Origin of the sequence: Streptomyces plumbidurans (genome assembly GCF_019857225.1) — a bacterium.
In the GTDB taxonomy this organism is placed as follows: domain Bacteria; phylum Actinomycetota; class Actinomycetes; order Streptomycetales; family Streptomycetaceae; genus Streptomyces; species Streptomyces plumbidurans.
This window is the reverse complement of the sequence record NZ_JAFJSY010000055.1, coordinates 1-20,107: the sequence shown is the minus strand read 5'-3', so window position 1 is coordinate 20,107 and position 20,107 is coordinate 1. Positions and strand designations below refer to the sequence as shown.

The 20,107-nt window shown below is 70.4% G+C and carries 20 protein-coding genes and 2 tRNA genes; 10 read left to right on the top strand and 12 right to left on the bottom strand.

Going from position 1 to position 20,107, the window contains the following annotated elements; translation table 11 throughout:
• Positions 1–84 precede the first annotated feature (84 nt).
• Complete coding sequence (locus tag JYK17_RS29080) at positions 85–408, top strand: DMT family transporter (protein WP_108014043.1); 324 nt, start codon at positions 85–87, stop codon at positions 406–408.
• A 19-nt stretch (positions 409–427) separates the two neighbouring features.
• Here JYK17_RS29080 and JYK17_RS29075 read toward each other — a convergent pair whose 3' ends face one another.
• Positions 428–1,036, bottom strand: coding sequence for a TetR/AcrR family transcriptional regulator (locus JYK17_RS29075; RefSeq protein WP_181362554.1), 609 nt, complete (start codon positions 1,034–1,036; stop codon positions 428–430).
• A 188-nt stretch (positions 1,037–1,224) separates the two neighbouring features.
• Between JYK17_RS29075 and hisN the strand changes: the two genes are divergently transcribed.
• The 6 genes from hisN to JYK17_RS29045 all read left to right on the top strand — a co-directional run bounded on the left by hisN (position 1,225) and on the right by JYK17_RS29045 (position 6,116).
• Positions 1,225–2,025, top strand: a complete 801-nt coding sequence (gene hisN / locus JYK17_RS29070; RefSeq protein ID WP_108014042.1) for a histidinol-phosphatase — start codon at positions 1,225–1,227, stop codon at positions 2,023–2,025.
• Between the two features lie 194 nt (positions 2,026–2,219).
• Positions 2,220–2,612, top strand: coding sequence for a CBS domain-containing protein (locus JYK17_RS29065; RefSeq protein WP_108014041.1), 393 nt, complete (start codon positions 2,220–2,222; stop codon positions 2,610–2,612).
• Between the two features lie 121 nt (positions 2,613–2,733).
• Positions 2,734–3,150, top strand: a complete 417-nt coding sequence (locus tag JYK17_RS29060; protein WP_108014040.1) for a Fur family transcriptional regulator — start codon at positions 2,734–2,736, stop codon at positions 3,148–3,150.
• A gap of 184 nt (positions 3,151–3,334) precedes the next feature.
• On the top strand, positions 3,335–4,129 hold the full coding sequence (locus tag JYK17_RS29055) for an ABC transporter ATP-binding protein (protein ID WP_108014039.1): 795 nt from the start codon (positions 3,335–3,337) through the stop codon (positions 4,127–4,129).
• Positions 4,126–4,986 carry an ABC transporter permease gene (locus tag JYK17_RS29050; RefSeq protein WP_108014038.1) on the top strand — a complete coding sequence of 287 codons (861 nt, stop codon included), beginning with the start codon at positions 4,126–4,128 and terminating at the stop codon, positions 4,984–4,986. The genes JYK17_RS29055 and JYK17_RS29050 overlap by 4 nt, the downstream gene beginning before the upstream one ends.
• Complete coding sequence (locus tag JYK17_RS29045) at positions 4,983–6,116, top strand: ABC transporter substrate-binding protein (protein ID WP_222811529.1); 1,134 nt, start codon at positions 4,983–4,985, stop codon at positions 6,114–6,116. Before JYK17_RS29050 ends, JYK17_RS29045 begins: the two co-directional genes overlap by 4 nt.
• 50 nt (positions 6,117–6,166) lie before the next feature.
• On the opposite strand, the gene JYK17_RS29040 is transcribed toward JYK17_RS29045, so the two are convergent.
• The 4 genes from JYK17_RS29040 to JYK17_RS29025 form a co-directional block, all read right to left on the bottom strand.
• Positions 6,167–6,240, bottom strand: a tRNA-Met gene (locus JYK17_RS29040).
• Between the two features lie 70 nt (positions 6,241–6,310).
• Positions 6,311–8,131 carry a tetratricopeptide repeat protein gene (locus tag JYK17_RS29035; RefSeq protein ID WP_108014036.1) on the bottom strand — a complete coding sequence of 607 codons (1,821 nt, stop codon included), beginning with the start codon at positions 8,129–8,131 and terminating at the stop codon, positions 6,311–6,313.
• Positions 8,132–8,335: 204 nt separating this feature from the next.
• A tRNA-Met gene (locus JYK17_RS29030) sits at positions 8,336–8,409 on the bottom strand.
• Between the two features lie 55 nt (positions 8,410–8,464).
• Complete coding sequence (locus JYK17_RS29025) at positions 8,465–11,431, bottom strand: UPF0182 family membrane protein (protein WP_222811535.1); 2,967 nt, start codon at positions 11,429–11,431, stop codon at positions 8,465–8,467.
• Between the two features lie 164 nt (positions 11,432–11,595).
• On the opposite strand from JYK17_RS29025, the gene JYK17_RS29020 reads away from it, so the two are divergent.
• Complete coding sequence (locus tag JYK17_RS29020; RefSeq protein ID WP_108014034.1) at positions 11,596–12,138, top strand: PPA1309 family protein; 543 nt, start codon at positions 11,596–11,598, stop codon at positions 12,136–12,138.
• A gap of 43 nt (positions 12,139–12,181) precedes the next feature.
• Here the strand turns inward: JYK17_RS29020 and JYK17_RS29015 are convergent, their stop codons facing one another.
• The 4 genes from JYK17_RS29015 to JYK17_RS29000 form a co-directional block, all read right to left on the bottom strand.
• The gene (locus JYK17_RS29015; RefSeq protein WP_108014033.1) at positions 12,182–13,276 is read right to left on the bottom strand and encodes a YlbL family protein; all 1,095 of its coding nucleotides are present in this window, start codon (positions 13,274–13,276) and stop codon (positions 12,182–12,184) included.
• Positions 13,277–13,332: 56 nt separating this feature from the next.
• The gene (locus JYK17_RS29010) at positions 13,333–13,497 is read right to left on the bottom strand and encodes a hypothetical protein (protein WP_016437885.1); all 165 of its coding nucleotides are present in this window, start codon (positions 13,495–13,497) and stop codon (positions 13,333–13,335) included.
• Between the two features lie 157 nt (positions 13,498–13,654).
• Positions 13,655–14,116, bottom strand: a complete 462-nt coding sequence (locus JYK17_RS29005) for a molybdenum cofactor biosynthesis protein MoaE (RefSeq protein ID WP_108014032.1) — start codon at positions 14,114–14,116, stop codon at positions 13,655–13,657.
• 122 nt (positions 14,117–14,238) lie between these two features.
• Positions 14,239–15,402, bottom strand: a complete 1,164-nt coding sequence (locus JYK17_RS29000; protein WP_108014031.1) for an SDR family oxidoreductase — start codon at positions 15,400–15,402, stop codon at positions 14,239–14,241.
• A gap of 193 nt (positions 15,403–15,595) precedes the next feature.
• Here JYK17_RS29000 and JYK17_RS28995 point away from each other — a divergent pair, with 193 nt between their 5' ends.
• Complete coding sequence (locus JYK17_RS28995; RefSeq protein WP_222811528.1) at positions 15,596–17,092, top strand: zinc-dependent metalloprotease; 1,497 nt, start codon at positions 15,596–15,598, stop codon at positions 17,090–17,092.
• Positions 17,089–17,610 carry an NUDIX hydrolase gene (locus JYK17_RS28990; protein WP_222811527.1) on the top strand — a complete coding sequence of 174 codons (522 nt, stop codon included), beginning with the start codon at positions 17,089–17,091 and terminating at the stop codon, positions 17,608–17,610. Before JYK17_RS28995 ends, JYK17_RS28990 begins: the two co-directional genes overlap by 4 nt.
• A gap of 74 nt (positions 17,611–17,684) precedes the next feature.
• Here JYK17_RS28990 and JYK17_RS28985 read toward each other — a convergent pair whose 3' ends face one another.
• From JYK17_RS28985 to JYK17_RS28975, 3 genes are all read right to left on the bottom strand, one after another.
• Positions 17,685–18,440: an AIM24 family protein gene (locus tag JYK17_RS28985; RefSeq protein WP_108014028.1), complete on the bottom strand. Its 756-nt coding sequence runs from the start codon at positions 18,438–18,440 to the stop codon at positions 17,685–17,687.
• A gap of 18 nt (positions 18,441–18,458) precedes the next feature.
• Positions 18,459–19,139 carry an AIM24 family protein gene (locus tag JYK17_RS28980; RefSeq protein ID WP_108014027.1) on the bottom strand — a complete coding sequence of 227 codons (681 nt, stop codon included), beginning with the start codon at positions 19,137–19,139 and terminating at the stop codon, positions 18,459–18,461.
• 11 nt (positions 19,140–19,150) lie between these two features.
• On the bottom strand, positions 19,151–20,107 hold a 957-nt coding region (locus JYK17_RS28975; protein WP_222811526.1), incomplete at its 5' end, for an AIM24 family protein.

The window sequence follows — 20,107 nt, the reverse complement described above, 5'->3', positions numbered from 1 at the left end:
CCGTGTGACCACCGCGTTGTTTGTGTGCACCCGGGTCCGGTAAGTGCATAATCGCACCCAGCCTGACGTACGGGAGGACAGCACATGGCGTGGCTGCTGGTGGTGGTGGCCGGGTTGCTCGAGACCGGTTTCGCCGTGTGCCTGAAGCTCTCGCACGGTTTTTCGCGGCTCTGGCCCACGATCGCGTTCTGCATATTCGCGCTCGGCAGCTTCGGCCTGCTGACCCTGTCCCTGCGCAAGCTCGACGTCGGCCCCGCCTATGCGGTGTGGACCGGCATCGGCGCCGCGGGCACCGCGATCTACGGCATGATCTTCCTCGGCGACCTGGTCTCCGCCCTCAAGCTCGTCTCGATCAGCCTGGTGATCGTGGGCGTGATCGGCCTGCAGCTGTCGGGCTCGGCGCACTAGCTCCGTGCGTGACGGTCCGTCACACCGCCTGCCGGGGCAGCGCCGTGCGCACCAGGTCCGAGACGCCGCCCTCCCCCGGCGGGGCCGACACGCAGGACAGCGCGATCCGCACCACCAGTTCGCAGGAGCGGGCCAGGTCCGCGGTGTCCGACTTGAGCGCTCCGGGGCCCGCAAGGACGGCCACGGCCCGGTCCCGGACCATCGCCACGAAGTCGCCGGGCGAGGGCAGCGGGCCGTCCGCCCGCCGCTGCGCCGGCACAGCCGAGGAGGACGGCACCGCGGACAGCGTCGGCGAGGGCAGGCGCTCGCTCCAGCAGCCGGTCAGCATGGCGCGTACCAGCGCGTTGTCGCGGGCGGTGGACGCGGTCCACTCGGCGGTCGCGGTCAGCCGCTCCCGGGCGTCGCTGTGGGTGGTCAACGCCCGCTCGATCCCGGCGAGATACGCGTCCGCCTCCCTTCTCACCAGCGCACGCGCAAGACCCTCTTTGCTGCCGAACTCGTTGTACAGCGTCTGCCTGGACACTCCGGCCGCCGCGGCCACATCCACCATCCGCACGGCCGACCACGGCCGGCGCGCAAGCGCCGTGTACGCGGCGTCCAGTAGGGATTCCCGCGCTGCAGGCATCATCCGCCTCCCTGGGGCGAGCGGCTCTGCGCCCAGATTTGACGCGCCCGGGGGCACTGTCAAGGGTTCGCGAGCGCACTGCGGGGGCGCCCTTCGGCCTTCGTGTGCCGCGGGTGCGCGGCAGATGTGCCGCCAAACCGTAAGCGGGGCCCGCTGGCCCCGTCCCGATCTCGGTGGATACCGTTCGTTCCATGCCGGACTATCTGGACGACCTCCGCTTTGCCCACGTCCTCGCGGACGCCGCCGACGCGACCACCATGGACCGCTTCAAGGCCCTCGACCTGAAGGTCGAGACCAAGCCGGACATGACCCCGGTGAGCGAGGCGGACAAGGCGGCGGAAGAACTGATCCGCGGCCAGCTCCAGCGGGCCCGACCACGCGACGCGGTACTCGGGGAGGAGTACGGGCTGGAGGGCACCGGTCCCCGCCGCTGGGTGGTCGACCCGATCGACGGCACCAAGAACTACGTGCGCGGCGTCCCGGTGTGGGCCACGCTGATCTCCCTGATGGAGGCCTCGGAGGGCGGCTACCAGCCCGTCGTCGGCGTCGTCTCCGCCCCGGCGCTGGGCCGCCGCTGGTGGGCCGCGAAGGGCCACGGCGCGTTCTCCGGCCGCAGCCTCTCCTCGGCCTCCCGCCTGCATGTCTCGCGCGTCTCGAAGCTCTCGGACGCCTCCTTCGCGTACTCCTCGCTGACCGGCTGGGACGAGCAGGGCCGGCTGAACGGCTTCCTGGACCTGTCGCGCGAGGTGTGGCGCACGCGCGCGTACGGCGACTTCTGGCCGTACATGATGGTGGCCGAGGGCTCGGTCGACATCTGCGCCGAACCGGAACTCTCCCTGTGGGACATGGCCGCCAACGCGATCGTCGTCACCGAGGCGGGCGGCACCTTCACCGGCCTCGACGGCCGCCCGGGCCCGCACAGCGGCAACGCGGCCGCGTCGAACGGCGTGCTGCACGACGAGTTCCTGGGGTATCTCAACGAGCGCTACTGAGCGGCACGGGGTGTGCCCGCACGCCCTGAACCCGCCGCACGCGCCCTCTTGTTGACCCGTGCTTTACCTGCGACTCTGAGAGTCCCCCCACTTGTGAACTTGTGAATTCCTGAACTAGCGAACTCGGGCCCATCCGGGAGCACCGGACCGGGTCCGCCGGTCACCAGGAGTTCCCTAGGAGGTGGCTCCAGTCCATGCTCGTTCGCGACGCCATGAGCACGGTGGTCCTCACCATCGGCCCTGACCACACCCTCCGCCAGGCCGCCGCCCTGATGTCCGCCCGACGGGTGGGCGCGGCCGTGGTCCTCGATCCCGACGCCGGCGGTATCGGCATCCTCACCGAACGCGACATCCTCAACGCCATCGGCCTCGGCCAGGACCCGGACACGGAACGCGCCCACGCCCACACCACCACCGACGTCGTCTTCGCCGCACCGGCCTGGACGCTGGAGGAGGCCGCCAACGCCATGACCCGCGGCGGGTTCCGCCATCTCATCGTCCTCGACCGCGGCGAGCCCGCCGGCGTCGTCTCCGTCCGCGACATCATCCGCTGCTGGGCACCGCAGCGACTGCACGTGCCCGCCTGAGCACCGGTGGGCCGGGCCGGGAAGGACCGGCCCACCAGCACTTGGATCGAGTCCAAGTCGAGTAGATATCCAAAGTCACACCCATTCGGAAAGTGGTCCACCGGCTGTTAGGCTGGATCGCATGAGCGACCTACTGGAACGGCTGCGCGGACGCGGATGGCGGATGACCGCGCAGCGGCGCGTCGTGGCCGAGGTTCTCGACGGCGATCACGTCCATCTGACGGCCGACGAGGTCCACACCAGGGCCGTCGCCAAGCTGCCCGAGATCTCCCGGGCGACCGTCTACAACACGCTGGGCGAGCTGGTCTCCCTCGGCGAGGTGCTCGAGGTCGCGACGGACAAGCGCGCCAAGCGGTACGACCCGAACGCGCACCGCCCCCACCACCACCTGGTCTGCGCCCGCTGCGGCGCGATCCGCGACGTCCACCCGAGCGGCAACCCGCTCGCCGACCTCCCCGACTCGGAGCGCTTCGGCTTCACGGTCTCGGACGTCGAGGTGACCTACCGCGGCGTCTGCCCGGACTGCGCGGCCGCCTAGCAGCGTTCACCGGAGCCCCGGCAACCCCCTTGGGATGCCGGGGCTTTGTGCTGCCCACGGGCTTCAACTCCATGCTGCCCGCAGGCTTCAACTCCGTGCCGCCCGCAGGCTTCCTGAATCTGACGGGTCGTCATATCGTCGTGCGGCACCCCCCGCTCCGTACCGAACTCCGCAAGGAGCAACCGTGGGAGACCCGCACCCCAAACTCCACGCCACCGATCTGACCCGCACCTTCGGCCGTCCGCCGCGCACCGTCGACGCCCTCGGCCCGCTCGATCTCACCGTCGCCCCCGGCGAGTTCGTCTGCCTGGTCGGCCCCTCGGGCTGCGGCAAGTCGACGCTCCTGCGCATCGCCGCGGGCCTGCTCCGCCCCAGCACCGGCCTGCTGGAGATCCGCTCCGAGCGGCGACCCGACGTGCGGCGCCGCCGCGCGGCCCGCCCGGCCGCCATGATCTTCCAGGACTACGGCATTTACGACTGGAAGTCGGTGCGCGCCAACGTCCGCTTCGGGCTGGACGTGCAGCGTGTCCCGCGCCCCGAGGCGAACGCGCGCGCTGACAGCTGGCTGGCCCGCATGGGTCTCGCCGACTTCGCCGACGCCTTCCCCGCGACCCTCTCAGGCGGCATGCGCCAACGGGTCGCGATCGCCCGCGCGCTCGCGGTGGAGCCCGAACTGCTGCTGATGGACGAGCCGTTCGCCGCCCTCGACGCCCAGCTGCGCACGATCCTCCAGGACGAGCTGCTGGAGCTCACCCAGTCCACCCGCACCACCACGCTCTTCATCACCCACAGCCTGGAGGAGGCGATCGTACTCGGCGACCGCGTGCTGGTGATGTCCGCGCGCCCGGGCCGGATCATCGCAGAACGCGTGCCGCCGTTCCCGCGCCCGCGCACCGGCGACATCCGCACCAGCCCCGAATTCACGGCCCTCAGAAGCGAGTTGTGGGACCTGCTGCGGAAGGAGGCGGCACCGGCATGACGACGACCACCCCGCGCGAGGAAGCGATCCTGGTCCGCCGCCCGGGCCCGGAGGAACTCCACCCCGCGCGCACCCACCGCCGTAGAAGAGCCCTGGAGCTGTCGCTGGCGGCGGCCGTGCCCCTCGCCCTGCTCCTGCTGTGGCAACTGGCCGCCGTCCAGGGCTGGATCGACGACCGCGTCTACCCGGCCCCGTCCACGATCCTGGCCGACGGCTGGGACCGGGCCGCGGCCGGCGACCTGTGGCCGGACGTGTGGGCGACGCTGAAGCGCGTCCTGGCGGGCTACGCCCTCGGCACGGCGGCGGGCTATGTGCTGGGCCTTCTGATGGGCTCGCTCCCCCTGGTCCGCGCGGCCTTCGAGCCTCTCCTGGACGCCCTCTACGTCGTCCCGAAGCTGGCCCTGCTCCCCGTGTTCCTGAACATGTTCGGCCTGGGCGAGGGCCCGCAGGTGGCCCTGGTGGCGACCACCGTCTTCTTCTTCGTGTGGATCTCCACGATGGCGGCGGTGATCGCCGTCCCGTCCGGCCACCGCGACGCGGGCCGCGTCTTCGGCGCCTCTCCCTGGCAGATGTTCCGGCACGTCCTGCTGCCCGCCTCCCTGCCCTCCGTCCTGGTGGGCGCCCGTATCGCGGCGGGCGTGGCGGTGCTGGTGATCGTCGCCTCGGAGCAGATCGCCGCGACGAACGGCCTCGGGCATCTGATCTTCGACTCGCGCGCACTGTTCCAGAACGACGTGATGTTCGTCGGCATCGTCTGCGTGGCCGTCGTCGGCGTGCTCTTCTCCGAACTGGTGCGTCTGGCGGGCCGGTTGCTCACCCCCTGGGCACCGAAGGACCGAGGAAGGGGACAGTCATGAGAGGGCGCACCTACGGCGCCGCGGTCGTCGCCGTCGCCGCACTGCTCGCCTCGGCGGCCTGTTCGTCGTCGCCGTACTCCGACGGATCCGGGGCGAAGGCGGGGACCGGAGAGCGCACGATCAGCCCGGTCGAGGGCTGCGGCAAGGCCTCCTGGACGGACCCCGCCGACCTCGCGCCGGACCGCACCCCGGCCCGCTGCGAACCGCTCGCCCCGTCCGCCGAGCCCCTCGCCAAGAGGCGAAAGATCACGATCGCCACGGGGACGCTCAGCGCGGAGTACGTGGCGCCGCTCGAAGCCGCCGTCGACAAGGGCGAGTTCAAGGCCGAGGGCCTTGACGTCACCCTCAAGGTGCTGCCCACCCCGGACGCGCTCCCGCTGCTGGCCAAGGGCGACATCGACGCGCTCTGGGCGGCACCGGAGGCGGCCGTCATGAACGGCATCAAGGGCGGCTTCGACATCAAGTGGGTCGCGGGGAACTTCTCGCCCGGCCCCGGGTCGAAGAGCGGCCTGTGGGTGCGCACGAAGAACGGCGAGACGGCGGCGCGGGTGAAGATGGCCGGCCGCACCCTGGGCACGATGATCGGCAAGGGCTCGGTGATCGCGTACGCCATGCAGAAGGCCCTGTCGCGGCACGACGGCGGTCTGGACGAGATCCAGTACCGCCAGCTGGGCTCGGCGGACGTCCTGACGGCTCTGCAGAACGGCGGCGTCGACTCCGCGTGGCTGCTGGACCCGATCTGGCGCAAGGTCGACGGCAGGCCCGGCTACGCCTTCCTCGGCGGCCAGCCGTCCGGGGAGCCCCTGGGCGGACTGCTCTACGGCCGCACGCTGCTGCACGACGACGTGGACGCGGGCGTGGCCCTGCTCAGGGCGTACATCCGGACGGTGAACACGTACTTCGCCGCGGACTACAAGAAGGACGCGGCCTTCGTGGCCTATCTCTCGAAGCTCCTGAAGATCGACAAGGCGGTCCTGGAGGCCACCCCGTCCCTGCGCATGGACTGGGAGATCCGCAAGGGCACCACGACCCGCCTGCAGGCCGCCTACCGCGCCCAGGGCGCCACGGTCCCGGAGTCGAGGGCGGTGGACCGCACGCTGTACGAGGAGGCGGTGGGACACGCTCCGTGAACGCACTCAGGGCCGGAACCCGTTTCCGGATTCCGGCCCTGAGCCTTCAGTAGCGGGGACAGGATTTGAACCTGCGACCTCTGGGTTATGAGCCCAGCGAGCTACCGAGCTGCTCCACCCCGCGTCGATGAACGCAACGTTACGTCAGCGGTGACGGCAAAGGCAAATCGGTTCCGTCCCAGCTCGGCGCGGCCTCACGCCGTCAGCTCCTGGCGCAGCGCGTCCCGCAGCCGCTCGGCGCGCTCCGACACCTCCGCCGGGCCCAGCGTCACCGCGCGGTCCGCCCAGCGCTGCCCCTCGGCCAGCTCGCCCCGACGCGCGTAGACCAGGGCCAGCCGCAGCGCCGCCCGTCCGTGACCGGCGTCGGCGGCCCGGGTCCACCACACGGCGGCCTCGGGCTCGCTTCCCTCCCGGGCCAGCAGCAGCCCCAGGTTGAAGGCGCCGTTGCGGGATCCCGCCTCGGCCGCCTCGCGGTACCACCGGGCCGCCTCTACGACGTCGCCGCGGGCCGCGGCCAGCATCCCGACGCGCACCTGCGCACGGCGGTGCCCCTGCGAGGCCGCCCGCTCGTACCACTCCTCGCACTCGGTCCGCTCGTGCGCGGGCTCCCCGAGCTCGTGCGCGGGCTCGGGCGGGCGCCGGGCGTCCAGCACCGTCGCCAGCCGGTACGCGGCCTCGGCGCTGCCGCCTCCCGCCGCGCACCGCAGATGCCGCTCCGCCGCCTGCTCGTCGCCGTCCCGCAGGCGGGCGATGCCGACCTGCAGCGCGGCCTCCGTGTGCCCGGCGGCCGCGGCGCGCTCGTACCACCGCAGCGCGGAGCCCTCGTCCTCCTCGGTGCCGCGGCCGGCGTAGAGGATCCCGAGGTTGAACGCGGCATCCACGCTCCCGGCCTCGGCGGCCTTGGAGAACCACGGCTCGGCGCCCGTCGTGTCCCCGCCCTGCAGCAGCAGGATCGCCAGCGCGTTGGCCGCCTCGCGGTGCCCGGCGTACGCGGCCCGCCGGTACCACTGCTCGGCCTGTCCGGTCCGGCCCTGCTCGGCGCAGAGCAGCCCGAGGTTGTACGCGCCGTTGTCGTCCCCGGCGTCCATCGCCGCGCGGTACCAGCGCTCGGCGGTCTGCGTCTCGCCGCGCTCGGCATGCAGCGCGCCGAGGGCGTTGGCTGCGTTGCCGTCGCCGTCCTGGGCGGCTCTGAGCCACCACACGGCGGCGCTCTCGGTGTCGCCCGCGTCGCGCAGCAGGAAGCCGAGCGCGCACGCGGCCCGCGCCTCCCCGTCCTTGGCGGACGTCAGGTACCAGCGTCCGGCCTCCTTGAGCTCGCCGCGCTTCTCCAGGATCGCGCCGAGGTGCAGCGCGGCGCGCCGGTGCCCGCGCGCGGCGGCCTGCCGGTAGAACTGCTCGGCCTCGGCCAGCAGTTCGACACCGTTGTCAGCTCCCTCCTCGCCCTCCAGTGCCGCACGGCGGTCGATCGCGCGCGCCAGCCGGTACGCCGCCTCCCGGTGCCCGTGCTCGGCGGCGGTCCGCATCCACGCCTCGGCCCCGGGGTCCCCGCGGTGCTCCAGCAGATCGGCGAGCGCGTAGGCGCCCAGGGCATGACCCTGCTCGGCGGACTGGCGCAGCCAGTACTCGGCGGCGGGTTCGTCCCCGCGCTCACGGTGGTGGCGGCCCAGCGCGTGCGCGGCCGCCGCGGATCCGGCGACGGCGGCGATCCGCCACCATCCGGCGGCCTCGTCGGCGTATCCGCGCTGGTGGAGAAGGACTCCCAGGTTGTTGGCGGCGGCGCGGTCGCCCGCGGCGGTGGCAGCACGCAGCTGGGGCTCGGCTCCGTCGAGATCACCGCGGCGCAGCAGCATGGCCCCGAGGACGCTCATCGCCTCGACGTCGCCGGCTTCGGCGGCGAGCCGGCGGCGAACCTCCTCGACGGCCTCCTCAGCCACCTCCCCGGCGTCTCCCGGTTCGGAAGGCTGCACAAATCGCCCTGTCTCGAACAGAGTTGCCTTGTCCCCCATAACGTCCATCGTCGCACCACCTGCAACCCGGGTACACCTGGTATACCGCAGCCAGTGAGGTCACTTCAGCGTTTTGTCGACATGCCCACAGAGAGACAAGTGAAACACAGATCTCCCAACCCCCCGAGGCGGCACGGCGATCCCTTCGACCGGCACATGCGTTCGCACATCACGAAGGCCCGGATCCGTCTGGATCCGGGCCTTCGATTTCCGTAGCGGGGACAGGATTTGAACCTGCGACCTCTGGGTTATGAGCCCAGCGAGCTACCGAGCTGCTCCACCCCGCGTCGTTGTGTTACAACCGTACCACGACGCGGGGCGGTGCTGATCAGCGGTGATCCGCTAGCCGCTCGGACTGCCGCTCGGCTTCGTACTGGGACTGCTGCTCGGCTGCTTACTGGGACTGCTGCTCGCCTTGCCGCCCGGCTTGCCGCTGCCGCCGCTGCCGGCCGTCTTGTCGGCCTTGGACTGCGCCGCCTCGGCCCTCTTGAGCGCGGCCTCGAGGTCCTTCTGCGCCTCGCCGTACGCCTGCCAGTCGTTCTTCTTCAGCGCCTCCTGGCCGGCGTCGAAGGCCTTCTGGGCGTCGTTCAGCGCATCCTGGACCGTCGGGTTGGTGGACGTTGGTGGCTTGGTCGTCCCCTGGTCGGCGGGTGGCTTGGTCGAACTCTCCGCTCCGAAGACCTTGTTGAGGGCCTCGTCGAGGGTGTCCTCGAAGGCGGTCTTGTCGCCGTAGCTGACCAACACCTTGCGCAGCAGGGGGTATTTCAGTCCACCGCCGCGTACGTAGACCGGCTCCACGTACAGCAGTCCTCCGTCGAGCGGCACGGTCAGCAGGTTGCCGTACTCGATGTCGGAGTCGCCACCCTTGAGCAGTTTGATGGACTCGGCGATGTCCTGTTCGGAGTTGAACTGGCTCTGCACCTGTTTGGGTCCGTCGACGGTCGTGCTCGTCGGCAGTTTCAGGATTCTGATCTTGCCGTAGTCGCTGCTGCCCGCCTCGGCGTCGATCGTCATGAACGCGCTGAGGTTGTCTCTGCCGTTGGGCGTGAACGTCGTCGTCAGCGAGAACGCCTGGGACGACTGGTCGGGCATCTTCATGCTCAGGTAGTACGGCGGCACCGCGTTGCCCGACTTGTTGGTCGGGTCGCTCGGGACCTGCCACACCTCACTGCCGCTGAGGAAGGTCGTCGGGTTGGTGACGTGGTAGCGCGTGAGCAGCTCGCGCTGGACCTTGAACAGGTCCTGCGGATACCGCAGATGGGCCATCAGGTCGGGGGAGATCGCGGACCGCGGCTTCACCGTGTGGGGGAAGGCCTTCATCCAGGTCTTCAGCACCGGGTCCTTGGTGTCCCACTGGTAGAGCTTGACCTCGCCGGTGTACGCGTCGACGGTCGCCTTCACCGAGTTGCGGATGTAGTTGACCTGGTTCTGCTGGGCCACCACCGCACGCGAGTTGTTGGTCGCGGTCAGCGAGTCGGCCGTGGTGTCACCGAGGGTCGTACGGGAGGCGTACGGGTATCCGTTCGTCGTCGTGTACGCGTCGACGATCCACTGGATGCGGTGGTTGACCACCGCCGGATAGGCGTCCCCGTCGATGGTCAGCCAGGGCGCCACCGCCTCGACGCGCTCCTTGGGCGTGCGGTTGTACAGGATGCGCGAACCCTTGCCGATCGCGCCGGAGTACAGGATCTGCGGCTCGTTGAACGCCACCGCGTACGCGGCCCGGTTGATCGGGTTGGCGAGGTTGACCCCGCTCTTGCCCTTGTAGCTGGTGGTCTTCTCACCGCTGTCGTCGGAGTAGTCGATCTCCTTCTGGGGACCGCCGACGATGGAGTACGTGGTGGTCTTCTCGCCGTAGTAGACCTGCTGTTCGTACGATCCCAGGGCGCCCCTGGAGGGCAGGTCGTACTCGGTGAAGACCGGCTGGCCGTTGGCGTCGGCCGCGGTGCCCTTGGCGGCGACCACGCCGTAGCCATGGGTGTAGCGGAAGTGGTCGTTGATCCAGTTGTTCTTCGGAATGCCGTTGAGGTTCAGCTCGCGCAGACCGATGACCGTGTCCTGGTCCTTGCCGTCCTTGCTGTACCGGTCGACGTCCAGATTGGTCGGGAACGCGTAGTAGTTCCTGATCTGCTGGAGCTGCTGGAACGTGGGCGAGACGATGTTCGGGTCCAGGATGCGGATGCTCGCCGTGGGGTCGACGTCGTCGCGCAGCGTGGACTTGTCCTTCGTCTTGCTCGTCCCCGAGTAGTCGGAGACCTTGGCGCCGTCGATGCCGTACGCCTCACGCGTCGCCTTGAGGTTCTTCTGGACGTACGGCGCTTCCTTGGCCTGCTCGTTGGGCTGGACCTGGAACTTCTGCACGATCGCCGGGTAGAGCCCGCCGATGAGGATCGCCGAGAGCACCATCAGGCCGAAGCCGATGACGGGGAGCTGCCAGGTGCGCCGCCACAGGGTGGCGAAGAACAGCAGCGCGCAGATGACGGCGATGCAGAACAGGATCGTCTTCGCCGGCAGATAGGCGTTCGCGTCGACGTACCTCAGGCCGGTCCAGTTGTCCGTCGCCTTGAAGTCGCTCGACTTGACCGCGAGGCCGTACCGGTCGAGCCAGTAGGCGACCGCCTTCAGGGCGACGAAGAAGCCGAGCAGCACCGACAGATGCCCCGTCGCGGACGCGGTGGCACGCGCGCCCGGGGAGGTGATCCTCAGGCCGCCGTACAGGTAGTGCGTGAGCGCGGCGGCGATCAGGGAGAGGATCGCGGCGGCGAAGCCGAAGCCGAGCAGGAAGCGGTACCAGGGCAGGTCGAAGGCGTAGAACGAGACGTCGAGGTGGAACTGGGGGTCCTTCTGGTGGAAGGGCACGCCGTTGACCCACATCAGCCAGGTGCGCCACTGGCTCGACGCCGAGGCGCCGGCGATCAGCCCCACCAGGGCGGTGATCCCGAGCAGCAGCCAGGTCTTGTACGGCGCGATGCCCATGCGGTACCGGTCGAGGCTCTGCTGCTCCATCGACATGGCGCTCAGCGGCGGACGCAGACGGTGCGCCAGCCAGATGTTGAAGCCGACCGCCAGGGCCATCAGCAGTCCGAAGACGAAGAACAGCCCGATCTTGGTCCACAGCGTGGTCGTGAAGACGGAGGAGTACTTCACGGAGCGATACCAGAGCCAGTCGGTCCAGAAGCCCGCGAACATGGTGAACGCCATGCCGAGCACGGCCAGGACGCCCAGTGTCATGAGCAGGGTCCGGACGCGCCGGGACGGGCGGCCCACTCTGATCCGTGGCCCCGTCGGGCCTCCGCCGCGGTCCGGCATCTGGAAAGCCAAGGTGCGCACCTCGAAGTTCGCTGTCGATCCGTCAGACCCGCGTGTTCACGGACCTGCCGTGGCCCCCCGTGATCGCGGGCCCACACCTATGCAACTTACTCACCGTTTACTCGGTTCCCGATTCCGGCTATGAACGAGGCAGGATTGTGACCATGTCCAACACTCCCATGGCAGCGAACCCGCTCACCCGGGCCGTACTCGAGATCGACGAGTACGTCTCCGGCCTCGGCTGGGACCGTCCCGCCCGCCTCTTCGCCCTCGTCGACACCGCCCGGCTGCGGTCCCAGGAACCCGCGCTCGCGACCCAGCTCGGACTGGAGGACGGCTCCGGGACCGGCGGTCTCACTCCGATCGAGCAGGACGAGATCCCGGCCGGGAAGCCGCTGGACGAGTTCCTCGCCACCATCGCCTGGCCCGACGCGGTGGCCGGCTGCGCGCTGACGGTGGAACGGCTGATGCTGCCGCCGTCCGCCGAGACCCAGGTCCCCGAGAACCTCGACGAGGCCGCGCTCGCGAAGTGGGTGGCGGACCACCCGGAGCGTCAGGAGGTCCGCATGACGGTGGCGGTGCTGCGCGACGGCACCCGCGACTCGGCGCTGCGCCTGCGCGAGAAGGACAGCCCTACCGAGGTCCTGACGGGCGCGGACCTGGTGCCGGGTCTGGCGCAGGCACTGTCGGCGACGTTCGAGGAGTAGCCCGCCCCCGGCCGGACGGTGGACGGTCGGTCGGTTGAGTCGGCTACTTGGTCGTGCACTTGGGCAGGTCGGACGTCCTGCCCGAGCGGAGATCCTTCAGCGCGCCGAGGGCGTCGTCGATGGTGTTCACCTTGATCAGGGTGAGCCCGCCGGGGGTGTCCTTGGCGGCGGCCGCGCAGTTGTCGGCCGGCGTCAGGAAGTACTGGGCGCCCTTGTTGCGCGCTCCGACCGTCTTCATCTCGATGCCGCCGATCGGGCCGACCTTGCCGTCGTCGTCAATCGTGCCGGTGCCCGCGACGAACTTGCCGCCGGTCAGGCTGCCGGGCGTCAGCTTGTCGTACAGGCCGAGCGAGAACATCAGACCGGCGCTCGGCCCGCCGACGTCGGCGAGCTTGATGTCCATGCTGAACGGGAACGTGTGATCCAGGCCGGCGGAGATACCGACGATGGCGCGCTTCTCGCCTTCGTCGTGCGACGTGGTGGTCGTGATCGTGACGTCCTGGGTCCTGGTCGCCGTCTTCTTCTGCTTCTGGGCGGCGGCCTGCTCCTTGGCGGGCACGACGGTGAACGTGACGTCCTGGCCGGGCTTGTGCTTGGTCACCAGCTTGGAGACGTCGGTCGTCTCCTTCACGGCCGTGCCGTCGACGGCCTTGATCACATCACCGGCGTGCAGCTTGCCCTGGGCCGGCGAGCCCTTGACCACCGCCGAGACGATCACGAAGGACTTCACCGGGACGCCGAGTTCCTTCAGGGCGGCGACCTTGGCGCTCTCCTGGGACTGGCTGAACTCCTCGGCGTTCTCCTGCGTCGACTGCTGCTCGGTCTTGCCGTCCGGGTAGAGCGTCTCGTGCGACACGACCTTGCTGTCGTGGGCGAGCCAGCCGTAGACGGCCTCGACGAGGTTCATGCGGTAGTCGGCGCTGGTGACCCGCACCGTGGTCATGTTCAGGTGACCGCTCGTCGCATACGTTTTATGCCCGGAGATCTGCAGCACGGGCTCGCCGTCATGGTCGCCCAGCGTGTTCACCGTGGGGCCCGGGGACATCTCCGAGTACGGCACGGGGATGAACACTCCCGCGCACAGGAGCGCGATCAGCATCAGGGTGGAGGCGAGCATCGTCGCGGTGCGGCGTGGCATGCCAAGACAGTACGGGACGGTGCTGTCAGCGCGCCGTCAGCCCCACCCCTGTCATGTCACGTACCGGAGTCGGACTTCTCCATGGCCTCGCGGAAGCGGGCGTACCCGGTGAGTTCGGGCCCGTCGCCCCGCTGCTTGCGGGTCCGGTTGGCCCAGCTGCCCCACAGACCCGCGCCTATCGCGGCAAAGAGCGGAATCAGCAACCACAGGAGTGCCCCCATGCCGACCTCCCAACCCCGGTGAGCAACCGCTCGAACTGACTGATCAGCAGATTAACCATCCGCACTGACAACGCTCACGGCAGGGGTGCGGTTACGCAACCGGAGGGGCGGCAAAGGGGGTTCAGCGGGCCGGGGGGGGTTCAGCAGTCCCGGGGGGTCAGCAGGCGCCCACCCATTCCTCCGTGCCGTCGGAGAAGGTCTGGTGCTTCCAGATGGGCACTTCGTGCTTCAGGTCGTCGATCAGCTTCCGGCAGGCCTCGAAGGCCTCGGCCCGGTGCGGGCACGACACGGCTACGACGACCGCGAGATCCCCGACGCCCAGGTCGCCGATCCGGTGCACGGCGGCAAGCGCCCGTACCGGGTATTCGGCGACGACCTTCTCCGCGATCCGCCGCATCTCGGCCTCAGCGCTGGGGTGGCTGGAGTAGCCGAGCCGGTCGACGTCGGCGCCGCCGTCGTGGTTGCGTACGGTCCCCACGAAGAGCGCGATCCCGCCTGCCGCGTCGTCACCGACGGCCCGGAACACCTCGTCCAGGGAGAGCGCGGTCTCTCGGACGGCGATCAGCTTGATGGGGTCCTGCGCGGCCTGCTCGCCGGGGTGGTCGTCGGTGGATGCCATGCCCCCATCGTGCCGCACGCCCGGGAGAACACGGAACAGACGATTCGACCGGTACGCGCGCGTGCGGGCTTGGAGTGTCCTACAGCGTGCGGGCTTGGAGTGTCCCGCAGGAGGGGCCGTTCTCAGATGCGGCGGCGTGCCTTGCGGGCCCGTCGGACCACGGCCGCCGCGCCGAGCAGTGCGACCGTCGCGCCCGCGGCCCCGGCCGCCGTGGCGTCCTTGCGGCCCAGCCGCCGTCCGGCGACCGTGTGCCGGCCGGAGACCTCCTCCAGCAGCTCCGCGAGCACCTCCTCGTTGGTCCACTGGGGCCGCCATCCCGCGTCGTGCAGCCGGCTCCCGCTCACCACCCAGGGGTACATCGTGTAGGCCAGGTCACCTGCCGGGGAGGGTGTCAGCCCGATCCGGTGCAGCCGGGCCGCCGCGCCCAGGGCCACCGCGGAGGGCAGCTCCATCCGGCGGATCCCGCTGAGCTCCTCGACCTCCTCCTGCTCCAGCCAGCCGTCGCAGCCGACCGCGAGCTCGCCCTCGACCTTCTCCAGGACGGCGTACTCCAGAGCGCTGCACAGGTCCTCGACATGGCAGAACTGCCAGGCGGGCCGCGAACCGGCCACGACGAGCAGCCGGGGCGACTCGAAGTACCTGGTCAGCGCGGTGTCCGTGCCTCCCACGAGCACCCCGGGGCGTACGACGCTGACATTGAGCCCCGGATGCGCGCGCGGGGCGCGCCGCGCGAGGCGCTCGATCTCCAGCAGATCCCCGACACCGGTGGCCTCGGCCGTGGCGCGCAGCTCGGCGTCCTCGGACAGCGGCAGCTCGTTGTCCGGCAGCGCCCCGTAGACCATGGCGGAGGTGCACAGCACGACCCGGTGGACCCCGGCGGCGGCGGCCGCGGTCAGCACGGTCTGCGTGCCCCGGACGTTGTAGGCCGTACGGGCGGCGGCATCGGTCTCCAGATCCAGGTCGAGCGCCAGGTGCACCACGACGTCCGCGCCCCGCAGCTTGTCCGCGATGGCCGGGTCCCGCACGTCGAGGATGTGCCACTGCGCCGCCGCGCACTCCCCGCGCCGCTCGTCGATGGCGATGACCTGCTTGATCTCGTCCGAGGCGGCGAGCCGCTCGGTGAGCAGGGCACCGACGCCGGACGCGGCGCCGGTCACCGCGACGACGGGTCCGCGCACCGCGATCGACTCGTCGGCGCGATGCGGCGCCGTCGAGGGGCGATTGTCGGGCGACGGACGGGTTGACTCGTTTCGCGCTGCGCGAACCTGCGGATCTGGGGAACTCACCGGGCGTCTCCAGCGGTTGTCTTCAGTACGAACGCGAGTGACGCGTCCGTACCAGGTGGCATCCATCCTGCCGCAGGCCGCCAGTCGGCGAAGCACTGAGGCCCGAACCGCCCACGGTGTCTACGCTGGGTGGTGTTATCGGGCAGTCGTGCCGTCGGTGGACATCCGGCGGCCTTACCAGCCGAGGAATCCCGTGAGTGACACCCCATTCGGATTCGGCCTTCCGCCGGAGGAGCCGGAAGACGGCGACGAGGGCAAGAAGAAGGACCAGGAGAGCGGTGGTGGTCAGGGCCCGGCCAACCCGTTCGGTTTCGGCGGGCTGCCCGGCGCCGGGGGCTTTGGCGGCCCCGGCGCGGACAATCCGCTCGCTGCGATGTTCGGTTCGCTGAACCCCAACGACCTGGGCGCCGCGTTCCAGCAACTCGGCCAGATGCTCTCGTACGAGGGCGGTCCGGTGAACTGGGACATGGCCAAGCAGATCGCCCGCCAGACCGTCTCCCAGGGCACCGCCGACGGCACCAAGGACTCGAGCATCGGGCCCTCCGAGCGCAGCGCGGTCCAGGAGGCCGTGCGCCTGGCCGACCTGTGGCTCGACGACGCGACGTCGCTGCCGTCGGGCGCGGGCAGCGCCGTGGCCTGGTCCCGCGCGGAGTGGGTCGAGGCGACCCTGCCCGCCTGGCAGGAGCTGGTCGACCCGGTCGCCGAGCGTGTCGGCGCCGCGATGGGCGACGTCCTGCCGGAGGAGATGCAGGCCATGGCCGGCCCGCTGATCGGCATGATGCGCTCCATGGGCGGCGCGATGTTCGGCACACAGATCGGGCAGGCCGTCGGCGTGCTCGCGGGCGAGGTCGTCGGCTCCACCGACATCGGCCTGCCGCTCGGCCCGGCCGGCAAGGCCGCGCTGCTGCCGATGAACATCGAGGCGTTCGGCAAGGACCTGGGCGTGAAGAAGGAGGAGGTGCAGCTCTACCTCGCCCTGCGCGAGGCGGCCCACCAGCGCCTCTTCGCGCATGTGCCGTGGCTGCGCTCCCACCTGTTCGGCGCGGTCGAGGGGTACGCGCGCGGGATCAAGGTCGACACGGCCAAGCTGGAGGACGTGGTCGGTCAGTTCGACCCGCAGAACCCGGAGCAGCTGCAGGACGCTCTTCAGCAGGGCATGTTCCAGCCGGAGGACACCCCGGAGCAGAAGGCCGCCCTGGCGCGTCTGGAGACGGCTCTGGCGCTCGTGGAGGGCTGGGTGGACGCGGTGGTGCACGCGGCCGCGAAGCCGCGCCTGTCGTCCGCGGACGCGCTGCGCGAGACCCTGCGCCGCCGTCGTGCGACGGGCGGTCCGGCGGAGCAGACGTTCGCCACGCTGATCGGCCTGGAGCTGCGCCCGCGCCGCCTGCGCGACGCCTCCCGTCTGTGGGCGTCCCTGACGGACGCGCGCGGGGTCGACGGCCGGGACGCCCTGTGGGCCCACCCGGACATGCTGCCGACGGCCTCCGACCTGGACGACCCGGACGGCTTCGTGCACCGCGAGCAGCTGGACTTCTCCGAGCTGGACAAGATGCTCGGCGAGGCGGCGGGCGGTTCCGCGGGGAAGCCGAACCTGAAGAAGGACGAGCCCGGGAGCGACGAGCCCGACAGCGACGGGACCGGGGACAGCGACACCAAGGGCGACGACACCAAGGGCGACAGCACCGCGTGAGCCTGTACGACGACGCGGTCCTCGTCCTGAAGGGGTACGAGGACCAGGCGGAGCTGCGCCAGATCTATCTGGACCATCTGGCGGCCCATCCGGACGGCCTGTGGAAGGCCTGCCACGCGGGACACCTCACGGCGAGCGCCCTGGTGATCGATCCGTCGCGCGAGCGCGTTCTGCTGACCCTGCACAGGAAGCTGCGGATGTGGCTCCAGATGGGCGGCCACTGCGAGCCGGAGGATGCGTCCTTGCGGGCCGCCGCCCTGCGCGAGGCCACGGAGGAGTCGGGCATCACTGCTCTGACGCTGCTGCCGGGCGGTCCGGTGCGCCTGGACCGCCATCCCATCCCGGCGCCCTGCCACTGGCATCTGGATGTGCAGTACGCCCTCGTGGCCCCGCCCGGCGCCGTCCAGGAGATCAGCGACGAGTCGCTCGACCTGCGCTGGTTCGGCTACGACGAGGTGGCGGAGGTGGCCGACGAGTCGGTCGTACGCCTGCTGGAGGCGACGCGCACGAGGCTGTGATTCTCGGCAACGTGTAACAACGTGTAAGGGGCGCCCGCAGTTGCCGGCGCCCCTTACGTTTGCTTTCCGGACGGTCAGCTCCAGACGTTGCCCTGGTTCTGCGCCCGCACTCCCTGCTGCCCCATGCCGTACTGCGCGGACAGGCCCGAGCCGATCTGGGCGTTCTGCGGCGGCAGCAGCTCGCTCGGCTGGACGAGCGCGAAGCCGCTGCCCATGAAGCTGAGCTCCCAGCCCTCACCGGTGTTGCCGCGGCGCCGCCACACCCCGGAGGAGTGCGTCTGGGCCTGCATCTGGACGCGCAGGCTGGTCGACCAGGCGACGATGGCGTCCGCGTCGCAGTTGACGTACTTGTCGGGCGTCACCTGCATCATCAGCGGCGCACCGGAGGTCATCAGAGCGACCTTGCCGCGGCCGGTGATGTTGAGCTGGTACTTCCCTGAGCCGGAGATGCCGTACTGGCTGTCGACGGCGATGACCTCGTGGTGCAGCGAGGAGTCCATCGCGAGCACATAGCTGCTGTCGACGGTGAGGCCGTCCTGCTCCACGTCCACCACGTGGATGTGCTGGGCGAGGTTGGCGAAGAAGACCGTGCCCTGCCCGTGGCAGCGCATCAGGCTGAGGCCCTCACCGGTCGCGGCACGCGCGTAGGCCTGCCGGCTGTTCTGGTACTCGGCGTCGAACTCGACGAGCCCCTGGTAGGCGACCATGGTGCCCTTGCGGGCCAGGATGTCGTCGTGACCCTGCAGCGTGACGCGCAGCATCTGCTTGTTCTGCAAGCTGTAGCGGTCCTGGGACTGCGAGTCGTTGAAGGCGAAAAGCGGACTCTGCATAGCGTTTCTGGCTCCCCCTCAGCCCCGGAACCGCAGGCGGTCGGTGCTGTCCTCGCTGGGCTGGACGACGACGATGCCCTGACCGGAGAAGGCCATCTGGTAGGCCTCGCCGCTGCCGCGGCCGATCAGCGACTGCGCCTTGAAGCTGCGCTTGCCCTTCACCTTGAGGTTCGGGGACCAGGCGACGAGTGCGTCCGGGTCGACGTAGGTCTCGTCCTCTCCTCCGCCGCAGTCGACGACGATCGGCTTGCCCCGGGAGGTCAGCGCGACCCAGCCCTGCCCGGAGATCTTGGTGTTCCACAGGCCCTGGCCCGCGAACTTCGCCAGTCCCTTGACCCGCTCGACGCCCCAGGTCAGGGACGCGTCGAAGGCGAGGAGGTTGGTGGCGTTGACGGAGATGCCGTCGCCGTTGAGGTTGATGACGACGACGTTCGCGCCGTAGTCGGCGAGGTAGAGCAGTCCGTCGCCGGAGCACTTCATCAGGGGCGCGCCCTCGCCGGTGATCCAGTCGCGGGCGATCTGGCGCACGGCGGGCGGGTTGGGCTCGTACTGGATGAAGCCCTCGTAGGCGACCATCGACCCCACGCGCGCGAGGAGGTCGTTGCCGGTCTGCATGGCGACCTTCAGCATCTGGTTGCCGTGGTTCTCCATGCGGGTGGTGACGGGTGCGGGGGCGTAGCCCGCGAGCGGCTGGTTCATGACGGGCTCCCTCAGACCTCGTAGGGCTGTACGACGACGAAGTTGCCGGGCGCGGCCCGGAACTGCAGGTTGACGCTCTCGCCGGTGTCGCCCGGGTAGGCGTTGCGGCGCATGCGGACCTGGCTGGAGACGATCACCTGGGCGGCGGCCGACCAGGCGACGACGGCGTTGCAGTCGGCGAAAGTGGTCGGCGTGACCGGCAGGACGACGGGCGTGCCGTGCGTCTTGACGACGATCGTGCCCGTCCCCTGGAACTGCATCGTGAACAGCGCGCCCCCGGGGATGCCGTGTCCCTCGATGCGGCGGACCTCGTACTGGAGGCCCTCGTCGAAGGCGAGGACGTTCTCGGCGGAGACGCAGATCGCGTCGCCCTGGAGCTCGATGGGATGCAGGTGGGTGGAGTTCTCGGCGAGGAAGACCTGGCCCTGGCCGGTGCAGCGCATCAGCTGCATCTCCTGGCCGGTGGCGTTGCCCACGATGCGGCCGGCGAAGCCCGCGCCCTTGTAGCTGAAGTCGACCTTGCCCTGGTAGAGCACCATGCTGCCCTGCCGGGCGAGCACGGGATGGCCGCCGATGCCGAGGTCGACCCGGACCAGCTTCTTGTTCTGCTGCGTCCAGCGCTGCCCGGTGGGCGTCTCCTTGAACTGCTGCAGCGCGGCGGCGACTCCCGCGCCGCCCTGGGGAGCACCCTGCGGGACGCCGTAGCCCTGCTGCGCCGGGACCTGCCCCATGGGCGGCTGCTGGCCATATCCGGGAGGCGGGGTCGGCTGGCCGTAGCCGGGCGGCGGGGTCGGGGCCTGTGGTGCCTGGGGCTGACCGTAGCCGGGCGGCGGCGGGGCGGTCGGGGCGCCGGGCCCGCCGTACGACTGCTGCTGGGGCGGCTGGCCGTACGGGACGGGCACCGGACCGGGCGGCGGCACCGGGGCGCCGCCGGGTGGGGTCATCGGCGCGATGACGGTGGGCGCGGC

Coding starts and splice junctions, on each gene's coding strand:
- JYK17_RS29080 (WP_108014043.1), top strand. CDS start 85: ATGGCGTGGCTGCTGGTGGTGGTGGCCGGGTTGCTCGAGACCGGTTTC.
- JYK17_RS29075 (WP_181362554.1), bottom strand. CDS start 1,036: ATGATGCCTGCAGCGCGGGAATCCCTACTGGACGCCGCGTACACGGCG.
- hisN (WP_108014042.1), top strand. CDS start 1,225: ATGCCGGACTATCTGGACGACCTCCGCTTTGCCCACGTCCTCGCGGAC.
- JYK17_RS29065 (WP_108014041.1), top strand. CDS start 2,220: ATGCTCGTTCGCGACGCCATGAGCACGGTGGTCCTCACCATCGGCCCT.
- JYK17_RS29060 (WP_108014040.1), top strand. CDS start 2,734: ATGAGCGACCTACTGGAACGGCTGCGCGGACGCGGATGGCGGATGACC.
- JYK17_RS29050 (WP_108014038.1), top strand. CDS start 4,126: ATGACGACGACCACCCCGCGCGAGGAAGCGATCCTGGTCCGCCGCCCG.
- JYK17_RS29045 (WP_222811529.1), top strand. CDS start 4,983: ATGAGAGGGCGCACCTACGGCGCCGCGGTCGTCGCCGTCGCCGCACTG.
- JYK17_RS29035 (WP_108014036.1), bottom strand. CDS start 8,131: ATGGACGTTATGGGGGACAAGGCAACTCTGTTCGAGACAGGGCGATTT.
- JYK17_RS29025 (WP_222811535.1), bottom strand. CDS start 11,431: ATGCCGGACCGCGGCGGAGGCCCGACGGGGCCACGGATCAGAGTGGGC.
- JYK17_RS29020 (WP_108014034.1), top strand. CDS start 11,596: ATGTCCAACACTCCCATGGCAGCGAACCCGCTCACCCGGGCCGTACTC.
- JYK17_RS29015 (WP_108014033.1), bottom strand. CDS start 13,276: ATGCCACGCCGCACCGCGACGATGCTCGCCTCCACCCTGATGCTGATC.
- JYK17_RS29010 (WP_016437885.1), bottom strand. CDS start 13,497: ATGGGGGCACTCCTGTGGTTGCTGATTCCGCTCTTTGCCGCGATAGGC.
- JYK17_RS29005 (WP_108014032.1), bottom strand. CDS start 14,116: ATGGCATCCACCGACGACCACCCCGGCGAGCAGGCCGCGCAGGACCCC.
- JYK17_RS28985 (WP_108014028.1), bottom strand. CDS start 18,440: ATGCAGAGTCCGCTTTTCGCCTTCAACGACTCGCAGTCCCAGGACCGC.
- JYK17_RS28980 (WP_108014027.1), bottom strand. CDS start 19,139: ATGAACCAGCCGCTCGCGGGCTACGCCCCCGCACCCGTCACCACCCGC.